Source organism: Pseudomonas sp. JUb52, from assembly GCF_004341115.1.
GTDB lineage: Bacteria > Pseudomonadota > Gammaproteobacteria > Pseudomonadales > Pseudomonadaceae > Chryseomonas > Chryseomonas oryzihabitans.
On record NZ_SLYS01000002.1, the window covers coordinates 128,165 to 144,672 of the forward strand.

Consider the following 16,508-nt stretch of genomic DNA (forward strand, 5'->3'; position numbering starts at 1 on the left):
GCGACTCAGGCAGCGGTTGGAATACCGCTGTGGAATCTCAGCTCGCTATCGCTTGAGGTGATCAGTTCCACCTCCAGAGCGCGGACCTCGGCGATCTTGGCGTCGACGTCGTCGCGCTCGCCATAGAGATAGGCGAGCTTGAGATAGTCCTGGAAATGCCGGGCTTCGGAGGCCAGCAGGCCGCTGTAGAACTTGCCCAGCTCCGCGTCCAGATGGGGCGCCACCGCGCCGAAGCGCTCGCAGGAGCGGCATTCGATGAAGGCACCGATCACCAGGCTGTCGGTCAGCTTCAGCGGCTCATGGTTGCGGCAGAGCTTGCGCAGGGCGCCGGCATAGCGCGCCGAGCTGACGTTGCGGTGCTCGATGCCGCGGCGCTTCATGATCTGCAGCACCTGTTCGAAGTGGCGCAACTCTTCGCGGGCGATGCGCGACATCTTCCAGGACAGTTCGGCGCGATTGGAATAGGTGAACAGATAGTGGAAGGCGGCGCCGGCGGCCTTCTTCTCGTTGTTGGCGTGGTCCTGCAGCAGCGTCGGCAGATCCTGCAGCGCAGCCTCGACCCAGGCATCCGGCGTACGGCAACCGAGGAATTCGTTCATCTCGGGCAAGGACATCAGCGTAATCCCGTGCAAAAGCCGCGCATTATAGAGAAAGGCGCGCGCCTGGGCAGCGCCGCTCGCCTGCTGGCCTTCAGACGCGGCTGTCGACACCTTCGAGCAGGAAGCGCGGGGCGATGTAGCGGTCGTAGTGGGCTTCGGAGAGCAGGAAAAATTCCCGGTCGATGGCGTCGCGCAATTCGGCCAGCGGGCGCTCGCGAAATTCCGGCAAGAGGCGCACCCCATAGGCGTCCAGCTGCTGGATATGGCGCGCACCCCGGGCCAGCAACTGATAGGCCCAGCAATACTCGGACTGATCCGGCCGGAAGCGGATGCTGCGCTGCTGCAACTGCTGGCGCAACAGCCCCGCATCGAAGACATCGACCTTGGCCGACACCACCTGCACCAGCAGCAGCTCCAGGCGCGCCCAGACGGCGCGACGCTCCTCTTCGCCGTAGAGATTCCAGTTCACCACCTCGTGGTGGAATCTCTTGCAACCACGGCAGACGTGGTCGCCGAACATCGTCGAGCACAGGCCGACGCAGGGCGTCTTGATGACAGGAGCGGGCATGGGCGGCAAGCCTTGGAGCAAAACGTCTAGTCTAGCCGGAAACGGCAACGACCGGCGCGGGTGGCCCGCGCCGGTCGTGCAGAACCTCAGGTCAAATCACACCGCGGCCACGCCGCGGCTCGGCAGCGGGCTGGCGCTGCGCCGGCTCAGGGCATAGAAGAACAGCCCGCCGAGGAAGCAGCCGGTGAACCAGGCGAAGTTGGCGATCGGCTTGAACCAGGGCACGAAGGTGAAGCACAACCCGATCAGCGCCGCGGCCAGCAGCGCCTGGACCGCGACCCAGTTGACGCCACCGCTGTACCAGTAGGCACCCTGCGGGGAATCGTCGAACAGGGCATCGACGTCGATCCGGCCCTTGCGCAGCAGGTAGTAGTCCACCAGCAGGATGCCGAACAGCGGGCCGATGCAGGCGGCCAGGACATCCAGGGTGTAGTGGATCACCTCGGGGTTGTTGAACAGGTTCCAGGGGGTGATGAAGATCGACGCCACGGCCGCGATCATGCCGCCGGCGCGCCAGCTGATCTTGCTTGGCGCCACGTTGGCGAAGTCGAAGGCCGGCGAGACGAAGTTGGCGACGATGTTGATGCCGATGGTGGCGGTCACGAAGGTGAAGGCGCCCAGCAGCACCGCGGTGGTGTTGTCGATGCGGGCCACGGTGGCGATGGGGTCGTGGATCATCTCGCCGAATACCGGCAGGGTGCCGGATACGATCACCACGGTGACCAGGGAAAAGGCAAGGAAGTTGATCGGCAGGCCCCAGAAATTGCCGCGCCGGACATCCTGCATGGAGCGGCAGTAGCGACTGAAGTCACCGAAATTAAGCGTGGGCCCGGAGAAATAGGACACCACCAGGGCGATGGCGACGATCACCTGGCCAAAGGCCGCCCAGCCGGTCAGCTGCTTTTCCGCCAGGGTGAAGCTGATGTTGCTCCAGCCGGCGCGCCAGACGATCCAGACGGCGAGCAGGAACATCACCGCATAGACGGCGGGACCGGCCCAGTCGATGAAGCGGCGGATGGACTCCATCCCCGCCCAGAAGACGCAGGCCTGCAGGAACCAGAGGGTGAGGAAGCCGCCCCAGCCCAGGTAGGAAAGGCCCAGGAAGCTGCTGTCGCCATAGACCGCCAGCGCGGGAAAGAAGCGCAGCACCACGATGACCAGGGCGCTGGAGGCCAGGTAGGTCTGGATGCCATACCAGGCGACCGCGATCAGGCCACGGATCACCGCCGGAATGTTCGCGCCGAAGACGCCGAAGGCCAGCCGGCAGATGACCGGATAGGGAACGCCGGCCTGCTGGCTGGGCCGGGCGACCAGGTTGGCGACCACCTGCACGATGCAGATCCCCACCAGCAGCGCGATCAGTACCTGCCAACTGGCCAGCCCCAGGGCGAACAGGCTGGCGGCGAAGACATAGCCGCCGACGCTGTGCACGTCGCTCATCCAGAAGGCAAAGATGTTGTACCAGCTCCATTTTTGCTCGACCGGGCCGAGGTCTTCGTTGTACAGGCGTGGGCTGTAGCCCGGGGGAATCTGCTGGTTCATGAATCGCCTCCTCCGTGGTAGCGGGCACCTGCATACGGCGCCCGCCTTGTTTTGTATACAATCCACCAGGCAGAGAACGTGCCAGCTACCGGAAAATGTCCTTAACCTCCTGGCTCGATAGAGAATTTTAGAGAAAAAAGGCTCTAACCCAGGCCTGCAAGCGTTACCGCATATGCACTTCTCTGGGGCATTTGGTGGCAGACAGGCGCTACCTTGGCGCACAAAGCGGGACGCATTCGCCCATCGTCGTCGCCCAAGACTTTGTATACAATTCAGGCAAACCGCCGGAGTCAGTCCATGAGTGCAGTACCCTCGCCGCTCGCCGTTGCCGCCTCGCCCCGAGACGAACGGATCTACCAGGACATTCTCGAAGCCATCGTCGAGCATCGCCTGACCCCGGGCACCCGGCTGCCGGAAGACACCCTGGCGGAAACCTTCGGCATCAGCCGCACCGGCATTCGCAAGGTGCTGCAGCGGCTGGCCCTGGAGCGGCTGGTGACCCTGCGCGCCAATCGCGGCGCCCAGGTCGCCCAACCCAGCGCCAAGGAGGCTCAGGACATCCTCGCCGCGCGCCAACTGATCGAACCGGCGCTGATGCCGCTGGTGGCCGCCCGCGTCGACAGCGCCCAGCTCGCGCCCCTACGGCAACTGTGCCTCGAAGAGCACGAAGCGCAGCATGGCGGCCGCCACAGCCTGGCGATCCAGCTGTCCGCGCGCTTTCACGTCGAACTCGCCGCCCTGGCCGACAACCAGGTGCTGACCGAACAGGTGGCCCAACTGGCCAGTCGCTCTTCGCTGCTGATCGCCATCTATGGCTCGCGGCACAGCCTGGGCTGCGATTGCGGTCAGCACGAAGACCTGCTGGACCTGCTCGCCCGCGGCGACGGCACGGCCGCCAGCGAGTGGATGGCGCAGCACCTGCGCCTCATCCGCGAATCCCTCCGGATCGACCGGCCCACGGCCGCCGAGCCCGATTTCCGCAGCATCTTCAAACGCAGCTGAGGCTCCCATGCAGATTCAGATCATCAATCCCAACACCAGCGCCAGCATGACCGCCAAGATCGGTCGCGCGGCCCAGGCCATCGCCCGACCGGGCACCACCATTCTCGCCAGCAATCCGGACGCCGGTCCGGTGTCCATCGAAAGTCACTACGACGAGGCCGTGGCCGCGGTAGGGGTGATCGAAGAGATGCGCAAGGGCGTCGAGGCAGGCTGCGCGGCCCACGTCATCGCCTGCTTTGGCGATCCGGGCCTACTAGCCGCCCGGGAAATGGCCCAGGGGCCGGTACTGGGCATCGCCGAGGCCGGCTTTCACCTGGCCAGCCTGCTGGCCACCCGCTTCGCGGTGGTGACCACCCTCACCCGCACGCGCATCATCGCCGAGCACCTGCTGCAGCGTTACGGCTTCGCCGAGCTGTGCACCTCGGTGCGCTGCATTGACCTGCCGGTGCTGGCCCTGGAAGCCGCCGACGACAGCCTGATCGAACTGATCGCCGCCGAGGGCCGCCGCGCCCGTGACGAGGAAGGCGCCGGCGCCATAGTGCTCGGCTGTGGCGGCATGGCCGATCTGCGCGAGGCCCTGAGCGAAGCCATCGGCATTCCGGTGATCGAAGGCGTCAGCGCCGCGGTCAAGCTGGCCGAATCCCTGGTCGACCTGGGCCTGGGCACCAGCAAGCACGGTGACCTGGCCTACCCCATCGCCAAACCCTTCAGCGGACGCTTCGCGCACCTGGGCCGGTAGCAGCCTGCGGCCAAGGTCTAATCAGCCGACGCAGCGATGCGACAACGCGGCGCTTAACTTCGCTCGAGGCTTGGCGTAGAATTAGGCAGCCTTATAGGCGCAATGTCCGATACGAAGCTGTTTTCAAAGCGTCACGAGCAAAGTATCCGGCGATCCGGCAGCGGCGGCCTCATCAACCGCCCTGCTGCCGATCAGCTTTTCAGCAGCCGGCGTAAAACTTTGAAAACAGCTTCCAGCGGAATGCGTCCGGCGCGACGGCGGTCCTGCCCGCAGCCTCCCCCGTCTTACCCTGCCGGATACATTTCGGGGCGCCAGCCCCCGGACGCAATATTGGACCACTGATGAGGGTCAACCTGTGCTTGAAGCCTATCGTAAACACGTAGAAGAGCGTGCCGCCCAGGGCATCGTGCCCCAGCCGCTGAACGCCGAGCAAACGGCCGGTCTGGTCGAACTGCTGAAGAATCCCCCGGCCGGCGAAGAAGAATTCCTCGTCGACCTCATTACCAACCGCGTGCCGCCGGGCGTCGACGAAGCCGCCTACGTCAAGGCCGGTTTCCTCTCCGCCATCGCCAAGGGCGAAGCCCAGTCCCCGCTGATCTCCAAGCAGCGCGCGACCGAGCTGCTGGGCACCATGCAGGGCGGCTACAACATCGCCACCCTGGTCGAGCTGCTGGACGACGCCGAACTGGGCGCTGTGGCCGCCGAACAACTCAAGCACACTCTGCTGATGTTCGACGCCTTCCACGACGTGGCCGAGAAGGCCAAGGCGGGCAATGCCCACGCCAAGGCCGTCATGCAGTCCTGGGCCGAGGGCGAGTGGTACAAGAAGCGTCCGGAAATCGCCGAGAAGTACACCCTGACCGTGTTCAAGGTGCCGGGCGAAACCAACACCGACGACCTCTCTCCCGCGCCTGACGCCTGGTCGCGTCCGGACATCCCGCTGCACGCCCTGGCCATGCTGAAGATGGCTCGCGACGGCATCGTGCCCGAGCAGCAAGGCAGCATCGGTCCGCTGAAGCAGATCGAGGAAGTGCGTGCCAAGGGCTTCCCGGTCGCCTATGTCGGTGATGTGGTCGGTACCGGTTCGTCCCGTAAGTCCGCCACCAACTCGGTGCTGTGGTTCTTTGGCGACGACATCCCCTACGTGCCCAACAAGCGCGCCGGTGGTTTCTGCTTCGGCTCCAAGATCGCCCCGATCTTCTACAACACCATGGAAGACGCCGGCGCCCTGCCGATCGAATTCGACGTATCGGAGCTGGAAATGGGCGACGTCATTGACGTCTATCCCAAGGCCGGCAAGGTCACCCGCCACGGCAGTGACGAGGTGCTCGCCACCTTCGAACTCAAGACCCCCGTGCTGCTGGACGAAGTCCGCGCCGGCGGCCGTATCCCGCTGATCGTCGGCCGCGGCCTGACCGAGAAGGCGCGTGCCGAACTGGGCATGGGTCCGACCGACCTGTTCAACAAGCCGGACCAGCCGGCCGAGAGCAGCAAGGGCTACACCCTGGCGCAGAAGATGGTCGGCAAGGCCTGCGGCGTCGAGGGCGTGCGCCCCGGCACCTACTGCGAGCCGAAGATGACCACCGTCGGTTCCCAGGACACCACTGGCCCGATGACCCGCGACGAGCTGAAGGACCTGGCCTGCCTGGGCTTCTCGGCTGACCTGGTGATGCAGTCCTTCTGCCACACCGCGGCCTATCCCAAGCCCATCGACGTCAAGACCCACCACACCCTGCCGGATTTCATCCGCACCCGTGGCGGCGTCTCCCTGCGTCCGGGCGACGGCATCATCCACAGCTGGCTGAACCGCATGCTGCTGCCCGACACCGTCGGCACCGGTGGCGATTCCCACACCCGCTTCCCGATCGGCATCTCCTTCCCGGCCGGTTCCGGCCTGGTGGCCTTCGCCGCGGCCACTGGCGTCATGCCGCTGGACATGCCGGAGTCGGTCCTGGTGCGCTTCAAGGGCAAGATGCAGCCCGGGATCACCCTGCGTGACCTGGTGCATGCCATCCCCTACTACGCCATCCAGAAGGGCCTGCTGACCGTCGAGAAAAAGGGCAAGAAGAACATCTTCTCCGGCCGCATCCTCGAGATCGAAGGCCTGGAAGACCTGACCGTGGAGCAGGCCTTCGAGCTGTCCGATGCCTCCGCCGAGCGTTCCGCCGCCGGTTGCACCATCAAGCTGTCGCCCGAGTCCATCACCGAGTACCTGCAGTCCAACATCACCCTGCTGCGCTGGATGATCGAGGAAGGCTACGGTGACCCGCGCACCCTGGAGCGCCGCGCGCGCGCCATGGAAGCCTGGATCGCCAATCCGGAACTGCTCGCCGCCGATGCCGACGCCGAATACAGCGAAGTCATCGAGATCGATCTGTCCGAGGTCAACGAGCCGGTGCTGTGCGCTCCGAACGATCCGGACGACGCCCGTCTGCTGTCCCAGGTGGCCGGCGACAAGATCGACGAGGTGTTCATCGGTTCCTGCATGACCAACATCGGCCACTTCCGCGCCGCCGGCAAGCTGCTGGACAAGGTCAAGGGTTCGATCCCGACCCGTCTGTGGCTGTCGCCGCCGACCAAGATGGACCAGCACCAGCTGACCGAGGAAGGCTACTACGGCATCTACGGCAAGGCCGGTGCGCGCATGGAAATGCCGGGCTGCTCGCTGTGCATGGGCAACCAGGCCCGCGTTGCCGCCAACGCCACCGTGGTCTCCACCTCCACCCGCAACTTCCCCAACCGCCTGGGCGACGGCGCCAACGTCTACCTGGCGTCGGCGGAGCTGGCAGCGGTGGCCTCGATCCTGGGCAAGCTGCCCACCGTCGAGGAGTACATGGAATACGCGAAGAGCATCGACAGCATGGCTGCGGACGTCTACCGCTACCTGAGCTTCGATCAGATCGCCGAATTCCGTGAAAGCGCGGAAAAGGCCCGTATCGCCGCCGTCGAAGTCTGACGCTAGCGTTCGGTACTGAAAAACCGCCCCTCGGGGCGGTTTTTTTATGGGGGTTTCGCCGTAGGGTGGACAACGCGAAGCTTGTCCACGTAGCCGCCGGGAGAGGCTTTGATGGCTGTCGGTGGAAAAGGCTGCGCCGTTTTCCACGCTACGCGGGCAGCGGCATAGGCGCTGGTCTTAAGCGCCTGTTAACCCGGGTGCCGTTACCTTCGGCGCTCCAGCACGCCTCGGATACCTGCCATGAAACGTCTTGCGGTCATCACCCTGTCATTTTTCCTGCTTGCCCTCAGCCAGGCGAGTCTGGCGGCGGGTTGCATCAAGGGTGCCGTGGTCGGCGGGGTGGCCGGGCATGTCGCCGGTCACCATGCCATCGCCGGTGCGGTGGCCGGGTGCGTCATCGGCCACCACCTGGCGGCCAAGGCCAAGGAAGAGTCGCCGCATACTCATGGCTGAACGGCCGTCCGCCACCCACTACCGATTGCTGGGAGATCATCACTATGCCGCGCGCTCTGCTCGCCCTGCTGGTGTCTCTGGGTCTCTGGAGTGCCGCTGCCCTGGCCGCGGAGCCGATCGCTACCCGCTCCCTGGCGGCGGCCTATGGCGGGCGCCTGAAGATCGGCGCCGCCATCGAACCCGATCAACTGGCAGGCCCGGACGGGCGCTGCTGGCGCAGCAGTTCGGCAGCCTGGTGGCCGAGAACGCCATGAAGCCCCTGCGCATCCATCCGCAGGAAGATCGCTATGTCTTCGGGCCGGCCGATGCCATCGTCGCCTTCGCCGAGCAGCACGGCTTGGCGGTGCGCGGTCATACCCTGCTCTGGGGCAGCCACACCCCGGACTGGTTCTGGCAGGGTTCCGATGGTCAGCCGGCCACCCGGGAGCAGGTGCTGCAGCGCCTGCGGGCGCATATCGCCACGGTGGTCGGCCACTACCGCGGGCGGGTCTATGCCTGGGACGTAATCAACGAGGCCATAGACCCCAATCAGCCCAGTTGCCTGCGTGACGATCGCTGGCTGCAGGTGGTCGGTCCGGACTATCTGGCCGAGGCCTTTCGCGCCGCCCATGCCACCGATCCCCAGGCCCGTCTGTTCATCAACGAATTCAACACCCACGAGCCCGCCAAGCGCGACTGCCTGGCGCGGGTGGTCAAGGGCCTGCTGGCCGAGGGCGTGCCGGTGCAGGGCATTGGCCACCAGACCCATATCAGTATCTACTGGCCGTCCCTGGCGGCCATCGATCAGTCGCTCACCACCTTCGCCAAGCTGGGGATGGAAAACCAGATCACCGAGCTGGACATGAGTCTCTATCAGCACCACGACTACCACCCCGTACTCGGTCCGCCGCAGCGGCTGGACCTTCAGGCCGAACGCTATCGCGACCTCATGGCCATGGTCCTGAGCCACCGCGAGGTGAGCGCCGTGACCTGGTGGGGCGTGGCCGACGACCACAGCTATCTGAACAACCCGCCGGGGGTACCGGGAGACGACCAGCCGCTGCTGTTCGACCGCCAGCAACGGCCGAAGCCGGCTTACTGGGCCGTGTTGCATCAGGCGCCCCACCCGTAGCCTGTCGTTTAGCAGGCTCTGGCGTGCGGCTCTTCCACGGAAGATTTGCACAAGGCGGCGAACCCCCGGAGCCTCGCCAGGTCAATTGTTACAGGACATTACTTCGCACCCACGAGAGGTCGCCACCATGAAGCTCCTGCCTACCCTTGCCCTGTCTGCTCTGCTGCTCGGCGCCAGCCAAGTTACCTTCGCCGCCGGTTGCGTCAAGGGCGCCGTGGTCGGCGGCGCCGCCGGTCATGTCGCCGGTGGTCACGGCGTCGCCGGTGCCGCTGCGGGCTGCGCCATCGGGCACCACGAGGCCAACAAGAAGGCCAAGGAAGAACAGCAGGCCGCGCCCAAGCAATAGTCGCAAGGCCCCACCAGCACTGGCGAGCGGGGCCGATTTAACGCTTTCTTTACGCCCCGCCACCGCTCCCCGCCTCGCTTCTTTACACACCTCCTCCCGACAATTTCTCCACGCGGCAACGGCCGTCTCTGGAGAACTCGCGATGACCCCCTGGAATCTTCTGGCCCTGCTCCTGGCACTGGGTCTGTTCGTCTATCTGCTGGCGGCGCTGTTGCGCGCCGGCCGGTCCTAGGGAGGCGGCATGGACAGCCAAGCCGCGTTCCTGATCCTGGCCTTCCTGGCCCTGACCTTTCTTCCCGCGCCCTTCCTGGGGCGCTACTTCTACCGCGCGCTGGAAGGCGAGCGGACCTGGCTGACCTTTGTCGGCGGGCCCCTGGAGCGCCTGACCCTCAAGGTGGTGGGCACCGATGGCCGTGGCCAGGACTGGCGCACCTATGCCATTGCCCTGGTGCTGTTCAACCTGCTGGGGATCATCCTGCTGTTCGCCATCCTGCTGCTGCAGGGCGAACTGCCGCTCAATCCGCAGCACCTGCCCGGCTTGGAATGGACCCTGGCGCTGAACACCGCCATCAGCTTCGTCACCAACACCAACTGGCAGGCCTACAGCGGCGAAGCCTCGCTGAGCTACTTCAGCCAGATGGTCGGCCTGGGCGTGCAGAACTTCGTCAGCGCCGCGGTGGGCGTCGCCGTGCTGGCCGCCCTGGCCCGCGGCATCACCCGCCGCAGCGCCCAGGAGATCGGCAATTTCTGGGTCGATCTGTTTCGCGCCACCTTCTATGTGCTGCTGCCGCTGTGCGTGCCCCTGGCGCTGCTGCTGATCTGGCAGGGCGTGCCCCAGACCTTCGCCGCCTATGTCGATGCCACCACCCTGCAGGGCGCCAGCCAGACCCTGCCGCTGGGCCCGGCGGCCGGCCAGATCGCGATCAAGCAGCTGGGTACCAACGGCGGCGGCTTCTTTGGCGTCAACTCGGCGCACCCCTTCGAGAACCCCACGGCGCTGAGCGATCTGCTGGAGCTGTCCGCCATCCTGATGATTCCGGCCGCGCTGGTGTTCAGCTTTGGCCACTACGTCAAGGATCGGCGACAGAGCTGGGCGATCTTCGCCGCCATGTTCGGCCTGCTGGTGGTCGGCGGCGCCGTGGCCATCGGCGCCCAGAATCACGCCAACCCCGCGCTGGCCGGTTTGTCGATCACCCAGGGGGCGTCCCTGGAAGGCCTGGAGACCCGCTTCGGCGGTACCGCCTCGGCGCTCTGGGCGACGGTGACCACGGCGGCATCGAACGGCTCGGTGAACGCCATGCATGACAGCCTGGCCCCCCTGACCGGCCTGATCGCCCTGTTCAACATGATGCTCGGCGAGGTGATCTTCGGCGGCGTCGGCGCCGGTCTCTACGGCATGTTGCTCAATGTGCTGATCGCCGTCTTCATCGCCGGCCTGATGGTGGGTCGTACCCCGGAATACCTGGGCAAGAAGCTGGAAGCCCCCGAGGTACGGCTGCTGGTGGCGACCCTGCTGGTCATGCCGCTGGGCGTACTGGTGCTGGGCGCCATCGCTGCCAGCGTTCCGGCCGGCGTGGCCGGGATCGGCGCGACGGGCCCCCATGGCTTCAGCCAGCTGCTCTATGCCTACACCTCGGCCACGGCCAACAACGGCTCGGCCTTTGGCGGCTTCAGCGCCAACACCCCCTTCCACAACCTGATGCTGAGCCTGGCCCTGCTGATCGGTCGCTTCGGCTACATCCTGCCGATCCTGGCCATCGCCGGCAGCCTTGCCGCCAAGCGACCCGTGCCGCTCGGCCCCAACAGCTTTCCCACCCACGGCCCGCTGTTCGTCACCCTGCTGGTGATCACCCTGCTGCTGGTGGGCGGCCTGACTTTCCTGCCGACGCTCGCCCTGGGGCCGATCGCCGACCATCTGCAACTGTTCGGAGTCCGCTGAAATGGATGCCCAGACCCACACCCTGCCCACTCCTACCCCTGGCACCCTGTGGCGCCAGGCGCTGCGGCAGGCCTTCGTCAAGCTCGACCCGCGCCAGCAGATCCGCTCGCCGGTGATGTTCGTGGTCGAGATCACCGCGCTGTTTTCCACCCTGCTGTGCCTGGCGCCGGACAATGGCGTGAGCACCGGGGTGGCAGTGCAGATCACCCTCTGGCTGTGGTTCACCCTGCTGTTCGCCAACTTCGCCGAAGCCCTCGCCGAGGGGCGTGGCAAGGCCCGCGCCGACAGCCTCAAGGGCATCGGCCAGAATCTCGCCGCCCGCCTGGAGGAAAACGGCGAGCACCGGATGGTGCCGGCCAGCTCGCTGCGCAAGGGCCAGATCGTGCGGGTGGAAGCCGGCGAACTGATCCCCGGTGACGGCGAGATCATCGAAGGCGTGGCCGCGGTCAACGAGGCGGCCATTACCGGGGAATCGGCACCGGTGATCCGCGAATCCGGTGGCGATCGCTCAGCGGTCACCGGCAACACCCGGGTGGTGTCGGACTGGATCCGGGTGCGCATCACCGCCAACCCCGGCGAGTCGACCCTGGACCGCATGATCGCCCTGGTGGAAGGCGCCAAGCGGCAGAAGACCCCCAACGAGGTCGCCCTGGACATCCTGCTGATCGGCCTGACGCTGATCTTCCTGCTGGTGGTGGTGACCCTGCAGCCTTTCGCTGCCCTGGCCGGTGGTGAGTTGCCGCTGCTGTTCCTGGTGGCGCTGCTGGTGACCTTGATCCCCACCACCATCGGCGGCCTGCTCTCGGCCATCGGTATCGCCGGGATGGATCGCCTGGTCCGACTGAACGTGATCGCCACCTCGGGGCGCGCCGTGGAAGCCGCCGGTGACGTCCATACCCTGCTGCTGGACAAGACCGGCACCATCACCTTCGGCAACCGCCGTTGCAGCGCCCTGTACGCTACCCCCGGCATCACGCCCAAGGGCTTGGCCGAGGGTGCGCTCTACGCCTCGCTGGCCGACGAGACCCCGGAAGGCCGCTCGATAGTGGAGTACCTGCGCAACCTGCACCCGCTGGAAGAGCCGCCGCGCGCCCAGGTTATCCCCATTCCCTTCAGCGCCGAGACGCGCCTGTCGGGCATCGACTGGCAGGGCCGCGAGTATCGCAAGGGTGCGGTGGACGCCGTGCTGATGTTTCTCGGCCAGACCCGCGCCGACCTGCCGGAGGTATTGGCCCGGGAGATCGAGACCATCGCCAAGAGTGGCGGCACCCCGCTGCTGGTCTGCGGCGAAGGCCGGCTGCTGGGCGCCATCCACTTCAAGGACGTGGTCAAGCCGGGCATCCGCGAGCGCTTCGCCGAGCTGCGTACCCTGGGCATCCGCACCGTGATGGTGACCGGCGACAACCCCCTGACCGCCACCGCCATCGCCGCCGAGGCCGGGGTGGACGACGTCATCGCCGAAGCCACGCCGGAAAAGAAGCTGGAGCGCATCCGCAGCGAACAGGCCGAGGGCAAGCTGGTGGCCATGTGCGGTGACGGCGCCAACGACGCCCCGGCACTGGCCCAGGCCGATGTCGGCATGGCGATGAACGACGGCACCCAGGCCGCCCGCGAGGCCGCCAACCTGGTGGACCTGGATTCGGACCCCACCAAGCTGCTGGACGTAGTACAGGTGGGTAAGGAGTTGCTGGTGACCCGCGGCGCCCTGACCACCTTTTCGGTGGCCAACGACGTGGCCAAGTACTTCGCCATCCTGCCCGCGCTGTTCGCCGGCATCTATCCGCAGCTGAACGTGCTCAACGTAATGCACCTGGCCAGTCCGCAGAGCGCCATCCTGTCGGCCATCGTGTTCAACGCCCTGATCATCGTCGCGCTGATTCCCCTGGCGCTGCGCGGAGTGCGGGTCAAGGCCGCCAGCGCCGCCGCCCTGTTGCGCCGCAACCTGCTGATCTATGGGCTGGGCGGCATCGTCGTGCCCTTCGTCGGCATCAAAGCTATCGACCTGGCGCTCGGCGCCCTGGGTCTGGTCTGAGGAGACCGCCATGCTCATGCAATTGCGTTCCGCCGTGCTGATGCTCCTGTTGCTCAGCGCCCTGACCGGGGGCGCCTACCCCCTGCTGGTGACGGTGCTCGGCCAGGTGCTGTTCGCCGACCAGGCCGGCGGCAGCCTGATCCAGCGCGCCGGCGGCAGCGTGGTCGGCTCACGCCTGATCGCGCAGAAATTCAGCGGCCCCGAGTGGTTCCAGCCGCGCCCCTCGGCTGGCGACTACGCCACCGTCTCCAGCAGCGCCAGCAACCTGGCCCAGTCGGCACCGGCGCTGCGCGAGCGGATCGAGAAGGCACTGCCCGAGGTCCAGGTGACCGGCCAGGGCCCGGTGCCCCAGGAGCTGGTGACCACCTCCGCCAGCGGCCTCGACCCGGACCTCACCCCGGCCGGCGCCCGCTATCAGATCGCCCGGGTCGCGGCCGCGCGCGGCCTGGCCCCGGAACGCCTGCAAGCCCTGGTGAACGAACAGACGCGCACCTCGCGCTTCGGTCCGGCAACGGTTAATGTCCTGCTCCTCAACCTGGCCCTGGCAGACCTGAGCAAATGACCGACAGCACCGGGCGCGCCGAAGCGCTGCTCGCCGAACACCGCGAAGGCCGTGGCCGCCTCAAGGTCTTCCTAGGGGCGGCGCCCGGCGTGGGCAAGACCTACGCCATGCTGCAGGCGGCCCAGACCGCACTGCGCCAGGGCCGCCGGGTGCGCGCCGGGATCGTCGAAACCCATGGGCGGCGGGAGACCGCCGCCCTCCTCGCCGGCCTGCCGCAGCAACCGCTGCGGCGGGTCGAGCACCGCGGCCTCAAGCTCAGCGAACTGGATCTGGAAGGCCTGCTGGCCGATCCGCCGGAACTGGTGCTGGTCGACGAACTGGCCCACAGCAACGCCCCCGGCAGTCGCCATGCCAAGCGCTGGCAGGACGTCGAAGACCTGCTCGCCGCCGGCCTCAACGTCTACACCACGGTCAATGTCCAGCACCTGGAAAGCCTCAATGACGAGGTGCGCGACATCACTGGCGTCCAGGTGCGCGAGACGGTACCGGACCAGGTGCTGCTCGACGCCGATGACCTGGCGCTCATCGATCTGCCACCGCGGGAATTGCTGGAGCGCCTGCGCGAGGGCAAGGTCTATGTGCCCGAACAGGCGCGCGCGGCCATCGATGCCTTTTTCAGCCAGACCAATCTCACCGCCCTGCGCGAGCTGGCCATGCGCACCGCCGCCGCCCAGGTGGATTCGGCGCTCGCCCTGAGATACCGCCAGCAGGGCCAGGCCGCCCCGCCGCTACTGGGTCGCCTGATCGTCGGCGCCGGCACCGCACCTTCGGCGGAGCGCCTGGTGCGCCATGCCAGTCGCCTCGCCGACCAGCGCCACCTGCCCTGGACCCTGGTCCACGTCGACACCGGCCAGCCGCTGGACGACGCCGCCCGCGCCAACCTCCAGGCCAGCCAGCGCCTGGCCGAACGCCTGGGCGGCGAGGTGCTGACCCTGAGAGACAGCGATCCGGCCCGCGCCCTGGTCCGCCATGCCCGCGACCAGCGCGCCAGCGTGCTGCTGATCGGCCGCGGCCGGCCGCGCGGCTTCAGCTTGCGGCGCCGTCTGGCGAGTCGCCTGCTGCGCCTGGCCCAGGGGCTGGAGATCGCCATCCTCGATCTGGATCGCGACGCCCCGCCCGCCGCCCGCCCGCGCCGGTCCATCAAGCCCGGACCCTATGGCGCCGCCGTCCTGGCGACCGCCGTGGCCGCGGCCATCGCCGAAGGCCTATCGGGACTGCTGGAACTGCCCAATATCTCGCTGATCTTTCTGGCCGCCGTCCTGCTGGTGGCGGTACGCAGCAGTCGCGGTCCGGCGCTGTTCTGCGCCCTGCTGGGCTTTCTCGCCTACGATTTCCTGTTCATCCCGCCGGCCTTCTCGCTGACCATCAACCGCGAGCAGGACGTCCTCACCCTGGCCTTCTTCCTGTTGATGGCCCTGCTCACCGGCGACCTGGCCGCCCGTCAGCGGCGCCAGCTGCAGGCGCTGCGCCGGACCCAGCGCGAGACCCTGGCGCTGCTGGACTTCACCCGCCAGCTGAGCGCTGCCAGCGATCGTCAGGCGGTGGCGAGCGTCACCCTCAAGCAATTGGGCGACGCCACTCGCCACGTCTGCCTGCTGTTGCCGGAAAAGGCGGGGCAGCTGGTGAGCCAACCGGGCGATCTGCACCTGGCCGACAACGAACGCATCGCCGCCGAATGGGCCTGGAAGCAGGAAAAGCCGGCGGGTCGCGGCACCGATACCCTGCCCTCCGGCGGCTGGTGGTGGTGGCCGCTGCTCGGCGAGGGCGGCAGCCTGGCCGTGCTGGGCGTACGGCGTGACGATGCCCAGCCGCTGGATCACGCCGAGCGTCGCCAGCTGGCCAGCCTGGCGCAGCCGCTGGCCCAGGCCCTGGCCCGGGTGCGCCTCAGCGAGGATCTCGAGGCCGCGCGCCTGCACGGCGAGACCGAACAGCTGCGCAGCGCCCTGCTCGCCTCGGTGTCCCACGACCTGCGCACACCGCTGACGGTGATGCGCGGCTCCATCGATGCCCTGGCGACTCTGGGCGAAGCCATACCCGCCAGCGATCGCCAGGAGCTGCTGGACGCCACCCGCCAGGAGGCCGAACGCCTAGACCGCTATATCCAGAATCTGCTGGACATGACCCGCCTCGGCCACGGCAGCCTGCAGCTGGCGCGGGACTGGGTCGACCCCGGCGACATCCTCGCCAGTGCCCTGCAACGCCTGCAGCCGCTGCTGACGGGATTGCGGGTAGCCACCCGGATCGAGCCGGGTCTGCCGCTGCTCTGGGTTCATCCGGCGCTGATCGAACAGGCGCTCGTCAATGTACTGGAGAACGCCATCCGCTTCTCCGCACCCGGCGGGCGGCTGGAGATCAGCCTGCTGCGCCAGGGCAATGAACTGCAGCTGGCCGTGGCCGACGAAGGCCCGGGCATTCCGCCCGAGGATCGCACGCGGATCTTCGACATGTTCTATACCGCGGCGCGCGGCGATCGCGGTGGCCAGGGTACCGGTCTGGGTCTGGCGATCTGCCAGGGCATGGTTGGCGCCCATGGCGGACGGGTCAGCGTGGAAGACGGCCTGGACGGTCGCGGCACCACGATGCGCATGCACCTGCCGCTGCCCGCTCCTCCGGCGGCATAAGACTGGCTCATGCGGCAGCCGCAGCGGCTATGATGACG

At 67.1% G+C, this 16,508-nt stretch carries 15 protein-coding genes; 12 read left to right on the forward strand and 3 right to left on the reverse strand.

From position 1 onward, the window contains the following. Positions 1-5 precede the first annotated feature (5 nt). From EC839_RS03795 to EC839_RS03805, 3 genes are all read right to left on the reverse strand, one after another. On the reverse strand, positions 6-617 hold the full coding sequence (locus EC839_RS03795) for a tRNA-(ms[2]io[6]A)-hydroxylase (protein ID WP_161796600.1): 612 nt from the start codon (positions 615-617) through the stop codon (positions 6-8). A 73-nt stretch (positions 618-690) separates the two neighbouring features. Then, positions 691-1,167, reverse strand: coding sequence for a DUF1289 domain-containing protein (locus tag EC839_RS03800; RefSeq protein WP_007158500.1), 477 nt, complete (start codon positions 1,165-1,167; stop codon positions 691-693). Positions 1,168-1,263: 96 nt separating this feature from the next. Then, on the reverse strand, positions 1,264-2,709 hold the full coding sequence (locus EC839_RS03805) for an NCS1 family nucleobase:cation symporter-1 (protein WP_007158501.1): 1,446 nt from the start codon (positions 2,707-2,709) through the stop codon (positions 1,264-1,266). Between the two features lie 297 nt (positions 2,710-3,006). Between EC839_RS03805 and EC839_RS03810 the strand changes: the two genes are divergently transcribed. From EC839_RS03810 to EC839_RS03860, 12 genes are all read left to right on the forward strand, one after another. Continuing rightward, positions 3,007-3,711 carry a GntR family transcriptional regulator gene (locus tag EC839_RS03810; protein WP_007158502.1) on the forward strand — a complete coding sequence of 235 codons (705 nt, stop codon included), beginning with the start codon at positions 3,007-3,009 and terminating at the stop codon, positions 3,709-3,711. Positions 3,712-3,718: 7 nt separating this feature from the next. Then, positions 3,719-4,450, forward strand: a complete 732-nt coding sequence (locus tag EC839_RS03815; protein WP_007158503.1) for an aspartate/glutamate racemase family protein — start codon at positions 3,719-3,721, stop codon at positions 4,448-4,450. A 355-nt stretch (positions 4,451-4,805) separates the two neighbouring features. Continuing rightward, complete coding sequence (gene acnB, locus EC839_RS03820; protein ID WP_007158504.1) at positions 4,806-7,406, forward strand: bifunctional aconitate hydratase 2/2-methylisocitrate dehydratase; 2,601 nt, start codon at positions 4,806-4,808, stop codon at positions 7,404-7,406. 240 nt (positions 7,407-7,646) lie between these two features. Then, entirely contained in the window at positions 7,647-7,859 is a 213-nt protein-coding gene (locus EC839_RS03825) for a hypothetical protein (protein WP_007158505.1), read from the forward strand. A 44-nt stretch (positions 7,860-7,903) separates the two neighbouring features. Next, a complete protein-coding gene (locus EC839_RS24120) occupies positions 7,904-8,113 on the forward strand; it encodes a hypothetical protein (protein WP_007158506.1) in 210 nt (69 codons plus the stop codon). Beyond that, positions 8,110-8,970 carry an endo-1,4-beta-xylanase gene (locus tag EC839_RS03830; protein WP_007158507.1) on the forward strand — a complete coding sequence of 287 codons (861 nt, stop codon included), beginning with the start codon at positions 8,110-8,112 and terminating at the stop codon, positions 8,968-8,970. The genes EC839_RS24120 and EC839_RS03830 overlap by 4 nt, the downstream gene beginning before the upstream one ends. A 127-nt stretch (positions 8,971-9,097) precedes the next feature. After that, entirely contained in the window at positions 9,098-9,316 is a 219-nt protein-coding gene (locus EC839_RS03835) for a hypothetical protein (protein WP_007158508.1), read from the forward strand. 142 nt (positions 9,317-9,458) lie between these two features. Then, on the forward strand, positions 9,459-9,548 hold the full coding sequence (locus EC839_RS03840; RefSeq protein WP_017640468.1) for a potassium-transporting ATPase subunit F: 90 nt from the start codon (positions 9,459-9,461) through the stop codon (positions 9,546-9,548). A gap of 9 nt (positions 9,549-9,557) precedes the next feature. Then, a complete protein-coding gene (gene kdpA, locus EC839_RS03845) occupies positions 9,558-11,255 on the forward strand; it encodes a potassium-transporting ATPase subunit KdpA (RefSeq protein ID WP_132832206.1) in 1,698 nt (565 codons plus the stop codon). A gap of 1 nt (position 11,256) precedes the next feature. Beyond that, complete coding sequence (gene kdpB, locus EC839_RS03850; RefSeq protein ID WP_132832207.1) at positions 11,257-13,287, forward strand: potassium-transporting ATPase subunit KdpB; 2,031 nt, start codon at positions 11,257-11,259, stop codon at positions 13,285-13,287. 10 nt (positions 13,288-13,297) lie between these two features. Next, a complete protein-coding gene (gene kdpC, locus EC839_RS03855) occupies positions 13,298-13,849 on the forward strand; it encodes a potassium-transporting ATPase subunit KdpC (RefSeq protein WP_007158511.1) in 552 nt (183 codons plus the stop codon). Continuing rightward, positions 13,846-16,470: a sensor histidine kinase KdpD gene (locus EC839_RS03860; protein ID WP_007158512.1), complete on the forward strand. Its 2,625-nt coding sequence runs from the start codon at positions 13,846-13,848 to the stop codon at positions 16,468-16,470. Before kdpC ends, EC839_RS03860 begins: the two co-directional genes overlap by 4 nt. Positions 16,471-16,508: the final 38 nt, after the last annotated feature.